Origin of the sequence: Methyloceanibacter sp. (assembly GCF_050726195.1) — a bacterium.
Classification (GTDB): domain Bacteria; phylum Pseudomonadota; class Alphaproteobacteria; order Rhizobiales; family Methyloligellaceae; genus Methyloceanibacter.
Window position 1 is genome coordinate 71,132 of record NZ_JBOHJC010000010.1, and the last position, 14,020, is coordinate 85,151.

At 62.7% G+C, this 14,020-nt stretch carries 16 protein-coding genes; 6 read left to right on the forward strand and 10 right to left on the reverse strand.

Translation table 11 applies throughout. The features are described from left to right. Positions 1–107: 107 nt before the first annotated feature. Complete coding sequence (locus ACRECX_RS08830) at positions 108–830, reverse strand: peroxiredoxin-like family protein (protein WP_431558463.1); 723 nt, start codon at positions 828–830, stop codon at positions 108–110. Positions 831–1,107: 277 nt separating this feature from the next. Here ACRECX_RS08830 and ACRECX_RS08835 point away from each other — a divergent pair, with 277 nt between their 5' ends. Next, positions 1,108–1,569: a DoxX family protein gene (locus ACRECX_RS08835; protein ID WP_431558464.1), complete on the forward strand. Its 462-nt coding sequence runs from the start codon at positions 1,108–1,110 to the stop codon at positions 1,567–1,569. A gap of 38 nt (positions 1,570–1,607) precedes the next feature. Here ACRECX_RS08835 and ACRECX_RS08840 read toward each other — a convergent pair whose 3' ends face one another. The 3 genes from ACRECX_RS08840 to ACRECX_RS08850 all read right to left on the reverse strand — a co-directional run bounded on the left by ACRECX_RS08840 (position 1,608) and on the right by ACRECX_RS08850 (position 3,751). Then, positions 1,608–2,825 carry a lytic murein transglycosylase gene (locus ACRECX_RS08840; RefSeq protein WP_431558465.1) on the reverse strand — a complete coding sequence of 406 codons (1,218 nt, stop codon included), beginning with the start codon at positions 2,823–2,825 and terminating at the stop codon, positions 1,608–1,610. Between the two features lie 76 nt (positions 2,826–2,901). Beyond that, the gene (locus ACRECX_RS08845; protein ID WP_431558466.1) at positions 2,902–3,378 is read right to left on the reverse strand and encodes a YbhB/YbcL family Raf kinase inhibitor-like protein; all 477 of its coding nucleotides are present in this window, start codon (positions 3,376–3,378) and stop codon (positions 2,902–2,904) included. Between the two features lie 136 nt (positions 3,379–3,514). After that, positions 3,515–3,751, reverse strand: a complete 237-nt coding sequence (locus tag ACRECX_RS08850; RefSeq protein ID WP_431558467.1) for a DUF3072 domain-containing protein — start codon at positions 3,749–3,751, stop codon at positions 3,515–3,517. A gap of 531 nt (positions 3,752–4,282) precedes the next feature. On the opposite strand from ACRECX_RS08850, the gene ACRECX_RS08855 reads away from it, so the two are divergent. The 5 genes from ACRECX_RS08855 (at position 4,283) to ACRECX_RS08875 (ending at position 7,945) form a co-directional block, all read left to right on the forward strand. Beyond that, entirely contained in the window at positions 4,283–4,645 is a 363-nt protein-coding gene (locus tag ACRECX_RS08855; protein ID WP_431558524.1) for a septal ring lytic transglycosylase RlpA family protein, read from the forward strand. Positions 4,646–5,018: 373 nt separating this feature from the next. Beyond that, positions 5,019–5,303 carry a hypothetical protein gene (locus ACRECX_RS08860; RefSeq protein WP_431558468.1) on the forward strand — a complete coding sequence of 95 codons (285 nt, stop codon included), beginning with the start codon at positions 5,019–5,021 and terminating at the stop codon, positions 5,301–5,303. Positions 5,304–5,532: 229 nt separating this feature from the next. Continuing rightward, entirely contained in the window at positions 5,533–5,748 is a 216-nt protein-coding gene (locus ACRECX_RS08865; protein WP_324970985.1) for a cold-shock protein, read from the forward strand. A 114-nt stretch (positions 5,749–5,862) separates the two neighbouring features. Further along, the gene (locus tag ACRECX_RS08870; protein WP_431558469.1) at positions 5,863–7,299 is read left to right on the forward strand and encodes a M20/M25/M40 family metallo-hydrolase; all 1,437 of its coding nucleotides are present in this window, start codon (positions 5,863–5,865) and stop codon (positions 7,297–7,299) included. Beyond that, positions 7,286–7,945, forward strand: a complete 660-nt coding sequence (locus ACRECX_RS08875) for a ribonuclease T2 family protein (protein WP_431558470.1) — start codon at positions 7,286–7,288, stop codon at positions 7,943–7,945. Before ACRECX_RS08870 ends, ACRECX_RS08875 begins: the two co-directional genes overlap by 14 nt. A 71-nt stretch (positions 7,946–8,016) precedes the next feature. On the opposite strand, the gene ACRECX_RS08880 is transcribed toward ACRECX_RS08875, so the two are convergent. From ACRECX_RS08880 to ACRECX_RS08905, 6 genes are all read right to left on the reverse strand, one after another. Further along, a complete protein-coding gene (locus ACRECX_RS08880; protein ID WP_431558471.1) occupies positions 8,017–9,087 on the reverse strand; it encodes a TRAP transporter substrate-binding protein in 1,071 nt (356 codons plus the stop codon). Positions 9,088–9,142: 55 nt separating this feature from the next. Further along, complete coding sequence (locus ACRECX_RS08885; RefSeq protein ID WP_431558472.1) at positions 9,143–10,465, reverse strand: TRAP transporter large permease; 1,323 nt, start codon at positions 10,463–10,465, stop codon at positions 9,143–9,145. Next, entirely contained in the window at positions 10,462–11,019 is a 558-nt protein-coding gene (locus ACRECX_RS08890; RefSeq protein WP_431558473.1) for a TRAP transporter small permease subunit, read from the reverse strand. Before ACRECX_RS08890 ends, ACRECX_RS08885 begins: the two co-directional genes overlap by 4 nt. A gap of 432 nt (positions 11,020–11,451) precedes the next feature. Continuing rightward, complete coding sequence (locus tag ACRECX_RS08895) at positions 11,452–12,135, reverse strand: outer membrane protein (protein WP_431558474.1); 684 nt, start codon at positions 12,133–12,135, stop codon at positions 11,452–11,454. Between the two features lie 201 nt (positions 12,136–12,336). Then, positions 12,337–13,017 (reverse strand): methyltransferase, encoded by a 681-nt coding sequence (locus ACRECX_RS08900; protein ID WP_431558475.1) that lies wholly within the window; start codon positions 13,015–13,017, stop codon positions 12,337–12,339. A 91-nt stretch (positions 13,018–13,108) separates the two neighbouring features. Next, positions 13,109–13,852: a TorF family putative porin gene (locus tag ACRECX_RS08905; protein WP_431558476.1), complete on the reverse strand. Its 744-nt coding sequence runs from the start codon at positions 13,850–13,852 to the stop codon at positions 13,109–13,111. Between the last annotated feature and the right edge of the window lie 168 nt (positions 13,853–14,020).

The window sequence follows — 14,020 nt, forward strand, 5'->3', positions numbered from 1 at the left end:
GACGTCCCTGCGAGACCCCGTTGTCACCCCACCCCTACCCGTCTCAATACCACCCGGCGCCTCCCCTGGGTAGCCTGGAAACCCGTGATATCAAGCAATTGAGCCATTCAGTTGGGCAGGCCCCTATCCCGCGCCTCGCGGAGGCCCGCCAGCAGGTCCTCCACCGCCATCCGCCTCCGATAATCGGGATCGATGAACCGCGCCGCGACGCGGCCATCCTGGCCGATCACGAAGGTCGCCGGGATCGGCAAGATCCAGGCGTCGTTGCCTTGGTAGGCCGGAAGGTCCCGGCCCGACTTGGCCATCAGCTCCTGCACCTCGGCACCGACCCAAATGGCAAGGCCGATCGAGAGCGCGTAGCCGTTGTCCACATCCGAAAGGACGGGATAGCGCAGCGCCGCGTCCGCCTTCAACGCGGCGGCAAATTGCTGCCGCTCCGGCACGATGGCGACGATCGATGCCCCCTCCGCTGCGATGGCCTGTTGCACATCCGACAGTACGCGCGTGTTGATGCGGCAATAAGGGCACCAATGTCCGCGATGGAAGGTGATGGCGACGGGGCCGGTGGCGAGAAGCGAATTGAGGGCTATCACCCGGCCCGTCTCGTCCGGTAACGCGAACGGCGGCATGGAATCGCCGGGCCCTGGCGCCGCGGCGCCGGCCTCGTGCGCCTTGAGCCGATCCACCATGCGATCGACCGCCACTTGCAGGGCCGGGGTGAGCTGGCGCGCCGCATCGGCAAACATCTCGAGCCGCTCGCTCAACGATGCATCCATGTCGCGGCAGTAGGCGAAGGCCTCTTCGACCGTGGCGAAGGCCAGCTGTCCCATTCAATCACTCTCCTTGACCCGGTGGGTCAAATCCGGGTGCAGGTATTTCGTTCCAAGGAGCAGTGACGCAAGTCGGCTTTGCAGCTATCCGTGCCATCTCCTCCGCTCAAGACCTTGTGAGCAAATATGACCGGCATTTGAACCGCCCGTCCAATAGCATCCGGCTATGGTCTTTATCAGGCATCGGCAGTTCCGCGCCGGACCGGATGGGCTTAGTTGGCCTCACGGAAATCCGCGGAAAATCGGCCTCTTCGCGAGGCCTTGGGGAGGAAACAAAATGTCCACGCTCATCGATTGGCTGGACGCCGGAAGGCGCCTCGCCGAACGCATCCCCTATAGCCTCGTGGCGCTTGTCGCGCGCTTCGCCGCCGCCTCGGTGTTCTGGCGCTCTGGCCAGACCAAGATCGACGGCTTGCAGATCAAGGACAACACGTTCTTCCTGTTCCGCGAAGAGTACAAGGTCCCGATCTTGCCGCCGGACCTCGCCGCCTATCTCACCACTTACGCGGAGCACATTCTCTCGGTCTGCCTCATCGTCGGCTTCGCCTCGCGCCTATCGGCGCTCGGCTTGATTCTCATGACCCTGGTGATCCAGGTCTTCGTCTATCCGGAGGGTTGGCCGGACCATATTCTGTGGTTCGCCGCGCTGTTCCTAATCCTGGCGCGCGGCCCTGGCGCCATCTCGCTCGACCATCTCATCTGGTCCCGCGTGCAGCCGCAAGCCGCGCCGGCGCGTTAGGCCTGCGCGCGCTCCCTGGCAAGTGGAGGGGCAAGCTTCTAGCGGCCGCGCTGAAGCTGTCTCAGCAGCTCGTGGCTGGGATACGAATCCGCCGGCAGCCCATACTTGATCTGCATGGAGCGGATCGCCTCTCGTGTGCCGGCACCGATAACCCCGTCGATCTTGCCGACGTCGAAGCCCTGGCGCGCGAGAAGCTGCTGCAGCTGCTTCGTCTCCGCCGCGGTGAAGGGCTCCGGGTTGCCGCGCTTGAGGGGCGGCGCACCGGCAAGCCGCGTGGCGTAGTACCCCGCCGTCGTCGAATAGACGAGCGAGTTGTTCCAATCGAGATAAACGTTGATGAAGTTGGGATAGGCAAGGAACGCAGGTCCATCGCGTCCCATGGGCAGAACGAGCGCTGCCGGCACGTTGTCGGCCGGGACCGGCTTGCCATTACGATAGGTGACCCCGTAGCGCGACCAGAACAGCCGCGGCCGCTGGATCGTCACGTCGGCCTGTTCCCACGGCAGGTTGGGCGGCACGATGACTTCCTCGAGCCACGGTTGACCGGGCTGCCATCCCTTGGAGCGGATGTAGTTGGCTGCCGACGCAAGCGAGTCCGGCGCGCTCTTCACGAGGTCGCGGCGCCCGTCGCCGTCGAAATCCACGGCGTAGTTGTAATAGGTGCTCGGCTGGAACTGGAATTGGCCGACCTCGCCGTGCGCAGGGCCTCGCATCTCGGCCGGGCTCAAGTCGCCGCGATCGATGACGCGCAACGCGTCCATCAACTGGGCCTGGAACTCGGCGGGGCGACGGCAGTCATAGCTCAAGGTGGCGAGCGAGCGGATGCTCTGCATGTTGCCCATCACCTTGCCGAAGTCGGTCTCTAACCCCCAATAGGCGACGAGCACAGGTCCCGGAACGCCGAATTGCTGCTCGATCTTGGCAAAGGTCGATCCGTACTTCTTGAGCAGAGCCGCGCCGACCTGCATGCGGTTGTTCGACACCATGCGGCCGGAGAACGTGAGAAAGTCCTGCGCGAACACGCCCTGGGCCCGGTCCTTGGCAATGGTGTTGGGATCGTAGGTAACGCCGTCGAGCGCGACGGAGACGGTCCGCGGCGAGATTCCTTGGGCGACCGCCTGCTGCTTGAAGCTCTGCAGCCACTTACCGAATCCGGCGGCGCCGGGACATTGCTGCGCAAGGGCGCTCGAAGCCGAACCGAGCAGCACCACCGCACAGAGGCCGGCGCGCGCTGTCATGAGGGGGATAAGGGTCATGGGGTGTCTAGTCATGCGCGTCAATGAACCCAGTCGGGAGGCCTCAGTCAAGCTAAGAGGTTGTAATGTTCCCGGCCTATGGATCGCCCTTGTGATAAGTCCCAATAAGCTCAGCGCTCGCTAGGATATGACCTTTCATCGCGGCTTCGAGTTCGGCCTTGGTCATGGCCTCCGCCGGAAGCATCGTGTCGAGCGCGTAGAGCTTGTAGAAATACCGGTGACGGCCGATCGGCGGGCACGGCCCGTGATAGGCGGCCTCGTTCTTGTCGGTGACTCCGACCACGGCTCCCCCTGGCAGGCCTCGGGCTTCAGCGTCCTCGGGCAACGACTTGAGATCTGCTGGCAAATTATGGACGATCCAATGTGCCCAGACGCGCTTCGGCGCCTTCGGATCCGGCGCGTCGGGATCGTCGACGATGAGCGCCAAGCTCTTGGCGCCGTCCGGCACGCCGGCAATCGCGAGCGGCGGCGAGATGTCTTCGTCTTCGCAAGTATATTTCGACGGAATCTTGCCGCCAGGTTCGAACGCGGGAGATGTCAGCGCGAGAGGCATTGCTGCGTTCCCCTCCAAACCAAGTCCGAATGCCAGAATGGCGATCAGACCGATCGTTAACCGCCGAGCAGATGGTGCGTGCGTGGTCGCCAGAACGTGCGGAGCTAGCGACTCGGCGCAACGCCACGCGCGGCGGTCAATCCGTATGCGGCGGCAGCTCGCCAAGCCTTAGCTTTTCCATCAGCGCATCGATGCGCCGAGACGCTTCACGCTTGCTCAAGCCCTGCCGGTACCAACCCGGCTCTTTCGCTTCGTCTGCGAGCGTCCTGAGGTAAGAAGCCTGCGCCCCCGTCATTGGCTCCGCCCCCGGATTCTCGGACGTGGAAAGGTGTTGGCTTTCTTGGACCTCCAGAGTCCTCTTCTTCTGATGCATCGTAGTTAGTCCTGAGTCCGCACTTGGTGTTTCCTTGCAGTCCTTATTATTGGATCGAGTCTTACAGTAAGAATTGAAAAGGGCAAGGATTTGGCGCGATCTGGCAAAGGTTTAGGCAAGAGATGGTGTCGCCCAGGTAACGGGCGGCGCCGACAAGCTATATCGCAAACCTGCGGCGGTTGAGATCGGTCCGCCGCAAGGTCCTGCCGGCAACGCCAGGTGCAGCCCTCGATTGTTGCGGTGCGACAACGCAACGCGGTTCGAAGCGAATCCCCTTCTTTCCTTGTAACATTCTGTAAATATTAAGAAAAAAGGCAAAAAGCGCCCATAAACGGCCGCTCAATGACCCAGGCCCAGCCGATCTTTTGCCCATTTGTTCCGGTGTTTATTGCACTGCACCAACGCGTGCGGCCGGCTCGACTCTTCGTCGGTCTCTCACAAGAACCTCCCAGACAAGTTGGAAGTAAGGAGCAACAACGCATGGTCAAAATGCGAGCCAAGATGATTACGGTGGGGCTTCTCGGCACCGCTATGATGCTGCCTCTCACTGCCGCCAGCGCGGACCAGGTCGGACATGCCTCGTGGTATGCCCTGACGTCCAAGACGGCGAGCGGAGAGCGCATGAACCCAAGCGCGCTGACGGCGGCACACCGGTCGCTGCCGTTCGGCACCAAGGTCCTCGTGGAGAACCTGAGCAACGGCCGCTCCGTGGTCGTGCGAATCAATGACCGGGGCCCGTTCATTGGCGGGCGCATTATCGACTTGTCGAAGGCAGCCGCCGCGCAGATCGGCATGATCGGTTCCGGCACCGCGAAGGTGCGAGTGACGAAGTCGGGCGGCGCGCTCGAGGCCCTTGGCCGGTCCAAGGCGAAGAGCCAAGGCGCCGGCAACTAACGCCGGGTTGGGCGCCGCTCTAGCTCGCCCTTCGTGCAAGTTTTTGAAAATAACCGGGTTTCTGGCACTCTGTCAGCTGCTCGGAAAGAAATCCTATGAACGCCGGGCCTTTGCCCGGCGTTCACATTTTTCTGACCTCTCTTCTGCCCGCACGCGGCCCAACCCTCCGGCTGCGTTGAACCCTGAAGAACAATCTCGACCGTTGCATTGTTGCCCTAGGCAGCCAGCCCCAAAGAGGCCATAGTCTTCCGGAGCCGAACGGTTGACGTTTGGGCAACCCCCTCCTCGAGTGGGCGCGGTCATACATTCGTAACCAGCAAAGCTCAAGATTCGTAAGACGTTACAGAAGCCCCTTCAGGAGTCGGGACGCGACATGATCAAGCTTTCCTATCTGCTCGCTGCACTCGTCCTGGCAGCTTCCGTGGCGTCTCTCGCCGTGGCTAGCGCGGAAGCCCAACAGCAGCCGCGCAACGAACGCCAAGGAATATTTAAGCCGCCTCCTCGCGGTCCCCTCATCGGCGGCACGTCATGGACCCTGAGCGACGTTTGGGGAGAGCCGGAGATGCCAAAGCCGTCTTTGGATTACCCCGCGTTCAATTACCCGCCGGGCGGCTATGACCTCAATGGCCCGCCGAGCCAGTCGCCTTATCCCAATTAGGCCGCAAATCCGCTTCCGCCGCAGGCCCCTAGGGCGGGTCGATGGGGTCTTGCGCACGGCAGCCCCACGCCCCTAGAGTGAGGCGCTTTGCGGGCAGACTGCGAACCAGGGTGGAGACTGGCCGCGTACGCTCCTTGGGAAGCTGCGTGGTTTCTTTCCCCGTTTCCTAGACTTGCCTGATTTTCCGTGCGCGTTGCGCGGACCATTTGGAGGGGGAAAGGAGCTTCCCATGCGTCAGACCGGAACGGTCAAATTCTTCAACCACTCGCGGGGGTTCGGCTTTATCACGCCGGACGATGGCGGCAAGGACGTGTTTCTTCACATCTCCGCGTTGCAGCGCTCGGGCCTTCCGGCGCTCGACGAAGGAGCGCGGGTCTCGTTCGAGACCGAACCGGACCGCCGGGGCAAAGGTCCCCAGGCCATCAACGTGCAACTCGGCGAATAAACCATCCCCACAATCAAACTGTACCACCCGCTACGATAGCGGCGCCTTCGACGCTGCTATCGTCAGCGGGTTTTTGATCGCGGCAGTGAACGGCTGGACGAGAAGCGCTAGGCTATGACGGTAGTGCCATCACGCGCGTCAGACCCCATGCTCGCGACCGTGCTCGATCGCCTCGCCGCGGCGCGGCCGTACGCACTCGAGCGGCTGTTTCAGTTCCTCGCCATCCCGAGCATTTCGACCGACCCCGCCTATCATGAACCTTGTCTCGAAGCCGCCGAATGGTGCGCCAGGGCCTTGCGCGACATCGGCTTCACGGCGCGGGTCGTGCCCACGACAGGCAAGCCCATGGTAGTCGCCCATTGGCGCGCCGGGGACGGAGCCGCTTCGCGCCGGCATGTCCTCTTTTATGGACATTACGATGTGCAGCCGCCCGACCCCTTGGACGCGTGGACCGCGCCGCCATTTGAACCGTATCTCGCCGACGATCCACGTCACGGCAAGGTCATCGTCGCGCGCGGCGCCTCCGACGACAAAGGCCAGGTGATGACCTTCTTCGAGGCGTGCCGCGCCTGGCGCGATGCCCATGGCGCCCTCCCCGTCGATATCTCCGTGCTGCTCGAGGGCGAGGAGGAATCCGGCAGTCCGAGCCTCGCGCCGTTTCTCGACGCGCACGGCGAAGAGCTTCGAGCCGACATCGCGCTGGTCTGCGACACCGGCCAATGGGACGAAACTACCCCCGCCATCACCGCGTTCCTGCGCGGCCTCGCCTTCTCCGAGGTCACTATCACAGGCCCGTCGCGGGATCTGCATTCGGGGGTCTATGGCGGGCCTGCACGCAACCCCATCCGCGTCCTCGCCGAGCTGATCTCGGCGCTGCGCGATGCGCAAGGCCGTGTCACCATCCCGGGGTTCTACGACGACGTCCGCAAGCCCTCGGCCAAACAGCGCGCGGCCTGGCACGCGCTTGGCTTCGACACCGCGAGCTTTCTCGGCGAGGTGGGTTTGAGCGAACCGGCCGGCGAGGCCGGCTTGAGCGTGCTGGAGCGGCTCTGGTCGCGCCCGACGGTCGAGATTAACGGCATCGTCGGCGGCTATGCCGGTCCGGGCACCAAGACGGTGATCCCCACGAAGGCCTCCGCCAAGCTGTCGTTCCGCCTCGTGCCCGACCAGGAACCGGCCAAGATCCTCGACGGACTCCATCGCTTCATCGGCGACCGCCTCCCCGCCGATGCCGCCGTGTCCTATTCAGGCGAAGGCGGATCGCCCGCGGTCGGCTTCGACACCGAGGCGCCCGCCTTCCGTGCCGCGGCGCGCGCGCTTGAGGCGGAGTGGGGCAAGCCGCCGGTGATCATCGGCTGCGGCGCCTCCATTCCCATCGTCGAATCGTTCCGCTCGCGCCTCGGCATGGATTCGCTGCTCGTGGGCTTCGCGCTGGACGACGACCGCATCCACTCGCCCAACGAGAAATACAATCTGACGAGCTTCGAGAAAGGCGCGCGCAGCTGGGCGCGCATCCTCGCGGAGCTCGGCGACGCCGATGCCGGGACTTGAACGCATCGTATCTGTTTTCCTTGTCATCGCTGCGCTAACGGTCGCGGCGAGCACCGTGGCGTTCGGGCGCGATCGTCCGGGCGTGTTCGACTATTACGTGCTCGTGCTCGGCTGGTCGCCCACTTACTGCATCCTCGACGGCTTCAACCGTCGCGACAGGCAATGCGAGGCTGGACATGACTTCGTGCTGCACGGGCTTTGGCCGCAGCACGACAATGGCTGGCCTGAGGATTGCTACACGGGCAAACGGCCCTGGATCCCCCGCGAGGTCATCGACCGCATGCGCGACATCATGCCGAGCATGGGGCTGATCATCCACGAATACAGCACGCACGGTACCTGCTCGGGACTCTCGCTGGAGCAATATTACGACGCTGCCCGCGCGCTTTACGAACGGATCGTCGTGCCGCCCCAATTCGACGATCCCGAAGCCCAGCGCCATTTGTCGCCCGATGAGATCGAGCGCGAGTTCATCGCCGTCAATCCTTGGCTGCAAGCCGACATGATCGCCGTGACCTGCCGCCGCGACAACCTGCTCGACATCAGGGTGTGCTTCGACCGCGCGCTTCGGCCGCGGCCTTGCGGCGTCAATGAGGACCAGGCTCGGCTCTGCCGCGCCAATACGATCAGCGTGCCCGCGCCTTAGCCCGGGCATCCCTGCCGACAGTCTTGAAAGACGACCCGCGCGGCGCGAAGCCGCGCGGGTTACTTTGCAGCCTAGGCGCACCGGTAGGGCGGGCCGGCCTTCTCCATGATCTCGTTGTATTTCCTGAGGATCTCTACGACCTTGGCGCAGCGCGGGCTGATCTGCGCGGCCTCGTCCCAGAACTTGACCGCGGCATCCACGACCTGCTGCCACTCCCCGTCGGGGATCGTAGTCAACTGTAGCTTGCCGCCCTGCGTACGATAGTGCGCCTCGCCCCACCAGTACCAGTGCAGGCGGTAGTAGTGCGAGTTGTCGATCGACAGTTTGAACAGCTCCTGGAGATGGGGCGGCAGAGCGTTCCACTTGTCGCTGTTCACGAAATAGGACCCTGCCCAAGCGCCCGAGATGTTGTTGGTCAGGTAGTACTTGGTGACATCGGCCCAACCCACCGTGTAGTCCTCGGTGATGCCACTCCAGCACACGCCGTCGAGTTCGCCCGTCTGAATGGCGACCTCGACGTCTTCGTAGGGTAGCGTGACCGGCACGACGCCGAACTGCGACATGAACTGGCCGCCCGTCGGGAACATGTAAACACGCAAGCCCTTGAGGTCAGCGACCGACTTGATCGGCTTGGTGGTGGCGAAGTTGCATGGATCCCAGGCGCCGGTGCTGAGCCACGTCACACCTTTGACCTCGGAATATGCTTCTTCCCAGATCTCTTTCAGTCCGTACCAATGCCATAGCGTCGGCACGTCCAGTGAGTAGCGCGAGGCAAACGGGAAGTAGGCGGCAAAGATCTTGACGTCGACGGGGGAAGCCATCGAGTCGTCATCGCTCTGCGCTGCATCGATCGTGCCGGTCTGCACGGCGCGGAACAGCTCGCCTTGCGGCACCAGCTGGTCGGCATAGTACAGCTCGATGACCATCTCGCCGTTCGCCGCCTTGTTGAAGGCTTCGATCGACGGCTTGATCACATGCTCGCCGAGCGCCGTCCCGGCGTAGGTCTGCATGCGCCACTTGATCGGGGCGCCCTGCGCCCTGACCACGTACGGCGCTGCCACAGTCGCCGAAGCAGCGGCGGCAGTGGTTAAGCCGGCTGTCTTGATAAAATCTCGCTTACTTATCTTCTTAGGTACTTTCATCGCCATCACTCCTTCCAGACACAAACCAAACTCGTTGACCGCATCTCAAGGGGCTCTACCTTCCGTAGTATTGATTGGGCAGCCACAGAGCAATCTGCGGGAAAATCATCACGATTGCCAAGCCAATGATCATTACAAGTACGAAAGGCACGATCGACTTGTAGATATCGCTCAGCGTGATCTCCGGCGGCGCCATGGCGCGCATGAGGAACAGGTTATAGCCGAAGGGCGGCGTCATATATGCGATCTGGCAGGTGATGGTGTAGAGCACGCCGTACCAGACGGGGTCGAAGCCGAGCGCAATCACGATCGGCACGTAAAGCGGCGCGACGATCACCAGCATCGCCGTGTCGTCGAGGAACGTCCCCATGAGCAGATAGGAGATCTGCATCATGATGAGGACGGTCCAAGGATCGAGCCCCCATTTCTCCAGGAACAGGTATCTCAGCCCGTGCACGGCGCCGAGGCCGTCGAACACGGCGCCGAAGCAGAGCGCCGCGAGGATGATCCACAGGAACATGCAGCTGATGCCAAGTGTCTTGCGAACGGTGTCCTCCAAGACCTTCCACGTCAGCTTGCGTCGGAAAATAGCGGCGAGCGTCGCGCCCGCCGCTCCCACGGCTGAACTTTCCACCAGGCTCGTCTTGCCCATGAGGAAGAGGCCGGTCATCGAGAAGAAGATAAGGAAGGGAATGATGCCGGCGCCGAGCAGCCTGATCCTTTCGCGCCAGCTCACCTTGCGCTCGTCGGCCGGCAGCACCGGGCCGAGGTTCGGCTGGAGATAGCACCTGATGGCGACGTAAGCGATGAACAGGCTCGCCAACAGCAGGCCCGGGAAGACCCCCGCCAACCAAAGTTGGCCCATAGGTTGGCGGGCGATCAGGCCGTACAGTACCAGCACGACGCTCGGCGGGATCAGGATGCCGAGCGAGCTGCCTGCCTGAATCACGCCGGTGACCATCACTTTGTCGTAGCCGCGCCGCAGCAGCTCCGGCAGCGCGATGCTGGCGCCGATCGCCATGCCGGCGACGCTCAAGCCGTTCATCGCCGCGATCACCACCATCAAGAGGATGGTGCCGATGGCAAGCCCTCCGGGCACCGGGCCGAACCAGACATGAAACATCTTGTACAGGTCGTCGGCGATGCCCGATTCGGACAGCATGTAGCCCATGTAGATGAACAAGGGCAGCGTCAACATCGGATACCAATTGAACAGCACGAAGGAGGCGTTGAACGGCATCTCCTCGCCGCCGGTGCCCCACAGCATCAGCGCGAAGGACGCGGCGACAAAACCGATCACGCCGAAGAACCGCTGCCCGGTCAACAACAGCAGCATCATCGACGCGAACATGAGAAGGGCGATGACCTCGTGACTCATTCCAGCCCCTCTCCTTCGAGAGCTTCTCCTTGGGGAAGATCCTCAGCGAGGGGCTGTCCGCGCGCCGCAGCCAGGTCCTTGAAGAACACGGCAATCATCTGGAGCAGCATCAACACGATGCCGATACACATCACGACCTTGATGGGCCAGAGCACCGGCGCCCATGACGAGTAGTTCTTCTGGTTGTACTCGATGGCGTAGACCGTGCTGGAAATGCCGCCGACGAGCAGCATGACGAGATAGAAGATCACCAGCAGCGAAGTCACGGTGTCGACGCGGGCCTGCGTCAGCGGCGACCAACGGCTGTAGAGCAGGTCCATTCTCACATGCGCGCCGAGTTGCAGCGAATAGCCGCCGCCAAGAAGATAGTAGGCGGCCAGCAGCATCTGCGATGTTTCGATGATCCAAATGTAGGAAGTGCCGAAGAAGCCCCGCGCAATCGAGGCGTAGAGCAACACGCCCATCATCACGAGAACCAACCACATGACCCAGCGGCCGACGACCCGGTTCACGACATCGACATACCGGACGAAGAGCTTTACCGCCTTAGGCATCGCGCTCCATCCGTTATCGTGCCGCTTGCTTGTACAGTCATGCCGGATATCCGCAGGCAACCGCGGTTAAGATGCAAGAAATGCGCCGCGTGGCCAGTCGCGGTGATGCGCGCGAGAAGCGGATAGCGTGACCGAGCGGCCAGTAGATCTCAGATGCGCGGGGTAAGTTGCGGTTGCGGAAATCTCTGAGGCATCCGGCCCCATCCGGATCCTCTATCACCGGGCTGCAAACCCTGTCCCCCATCCTGCCCTGTCTCCACCCGCAGGCCCCGGGACAAACGCGTTGTCACAACAAGGCTTGGTACCGCCATACTATCTTGTTGGATGAGAAGGTCTAGGTGAAGTGGAAGGGGGCTCCAGCGCCGCCGCGTCACAGGCCCAGATTGGGCCCGTGCTTTCCTGCGGGCAGGCGCCGACAGTCCGAGGTGGAGCTCAGAAGCGGTAGGTCAGCGAGCCGCGGAACGTGTTGGCGTCGGGATCGTAGGTCGTCTTGCCGCCCGGATAGGTCACCGTCTCGCTGTCGAAATCGGTAAACTGATAGTCGAAGCGCGCGCCCCAATTCGGGCTGAGCGCCACTTCGGCACCGGCGCCTGCGCTCCAGCCGAAGAACGTGGTCTCGCGGATGCCGCCGCCCGGCCCGCTGATCGGCAGATCGGCGTCGGCCCAGGCGCCCCCGAACGTTCCAAACAGCAGCACGCGCGGCGTGATGGTGTAGCCAGCCCGCAAGCGAATGTCGGCCATCGTATCAATGCTCGGGCTTGCCTCGTTGAGGCCGGCATTGAAACGCCGGCTGCCGCTGACGTCGCTCGCCAGGAAGTCGCCTTCGACGCCGAGCACGAATGGACCGTGCTGCCAGCTATAGCCGCCGACCACGCCGCCGACGATACCATCTGTGGAAATCGAGCCCGACGCCGGCGTGAAGTCGTAGCTCACCGAGGCCCCGCCGATGGTGCCGCCGAGCCACCAGCCTTCGAACACATCTTGCGGCGGAACCGGCGTCACCTCGTAAGGAGGCGGGGACGCATACAGGTCGGCACTACTCGCTGGGATAGAGGCCGTGGCGCCGGCCGTTAACACGGCGGTAACAACCACAGCCTGGTGCAATCGCGTACGCAAACGACGAACTCCCTCACGATTGGAGGCCGGTCCCGTACGCCGCGCAGCACGAAGTGTGCTGGACCAAGCGCTCACGGCCCCAGGGTAGTGCCCCACCCTTACCAAGCGTTAACAATGAACCGGGGCAAAACTGGGTAGGGTAAGCGGCGGGTTAATGGCCATCGCAAGGCAGCACGCAATTGGCCTGGAGCTCCGCCGATCTTACGCGGCGCGGAACAGGGCCACGCAGCCTTGGCGCTCGATTTCGACCGTGGCGAAGCGCTGGTTGAGGCCCTGCGCAAGCGCCTCGGCGTCGTCCTCGCGGTTATTGAATACACCCTTCGCGTTGTAGAGGTCGAGCAAGGTCCGCGCCGCCGCGTTCGGGGTGACCCCGCGGCCGAGAATCGTGGCGCCGAACAGCACCGCCCCGTCCGCCATCACCGGCCGCAGATGATCGATCGCCTTGAGTTTCTCGCTCATGCGCCCTGGCAGGCAGTGCAGCACATAAGTGAGTCCGACGGAATCGAACGGCGCCATGTGCTCGGCGAGGGGCGCAAGCAGATTGGCCTCGCACGTCGTCGGCGCGAACCGCGCAAGCCGCCGCGCCGCGCGGGCCAGACAATTGCGATTGATATCGAGCAACACGAGTCGGTCGAACTCGGCGCCCGCGCGATCCAGGAACAGGCCGGTGCCCACGCCGGCCTCCAGATGATTGGCGGTGAGATTGGCCTCATAAAGCGAAAGCAAACGTGGGGTCGGGCACTTCCAGGCATACCGATTGGAAAGCCCGTGAACCAGCACGTCGTAGAACGACAGCATGAGCGGCGTATAGATCGCATGCGCACGTGCGATCGCTCGCGGATCGGTACTCGCTTCGCTCTTGCGCGCAAGATGCTCGGCCATGGCGCTGCATATGCCACCGCGCCGAAAATAAAGAAAGGGCGCCGAAGCGGCCCCCTTTTAGGTGGGAAGTGCTTTTTGGGGAGGTTAAGCTCTAGAAGGTCGCCTTGACGGTGCCCACGACCCGCGCGTCGCAGGCACTCCGGTCACCAATGAGACTAAGGCAATCTGGTTGATTATAGTCCGTATCCCAGTAGCGCACGTCGACCGACCAATGCTCCATGAAGCCGAGGGTCAAGCCGGCATTCCAATACGTGTAATCGGGGATGGGGTCTTCGTACCACTGCCATCCAACCAAGGCGCTGATGGTGGGCGTGAAGAAGTTGAAGATTGTGCCGGAGAACGTGTAAGCCGCCGCGCCCTCGATCGCATCCGACTGCAAGCCGGTTTGGGCATAATCCGGCGACCAGTAATTGGTGACCCGGAAGCTCCAGGCGTCGTTGGGGGCCCAGGTAGCGCCCGTCTTCAACTCGAAATAGTCGATATCGTTGCCGCCTGGGTAGGTGTAGTAGAGGCCGGCGATATCGAAGGTGATGTTCTGCCACGCCGGGGCGATGCCGGCGTAGTAGTCGATCTCGATGCCATCCCCAATAGCATCAGAAGTATTGGATCCCCAAATGCCGGCATAGAAGATGCCGTAATAGGCATCGAACTCAGGCTGCACCGCCGGATTCTCAGCCGAGTTGGAAATGCCGCGGAAGATGTAGTCCGTGGTGATCGCGGTGGTTGCCGATAGCGTCAGCTCATTTGCCTGCGCCGGCATAGCCAACGCGCCGGCAAATGCCGCGCCCAGAATGCATGACTTGATGATCCCCACTTCCCTGCTGCGCCGAGCCATTGTCCAGTCTCCTGTTTTTTTCGCCTGTCCCTGCGAGTATGAAATTCGTTATTTTCAGGATGCAACCCCGCATGCGTGCCCGCGGTGCAACGTCCCCGTCACGTCGAGAATAGACCCGGCCCCCCTTGAAGCAACGAAAAAGCAAGGGTTTTTGAAAACATCTGGCGC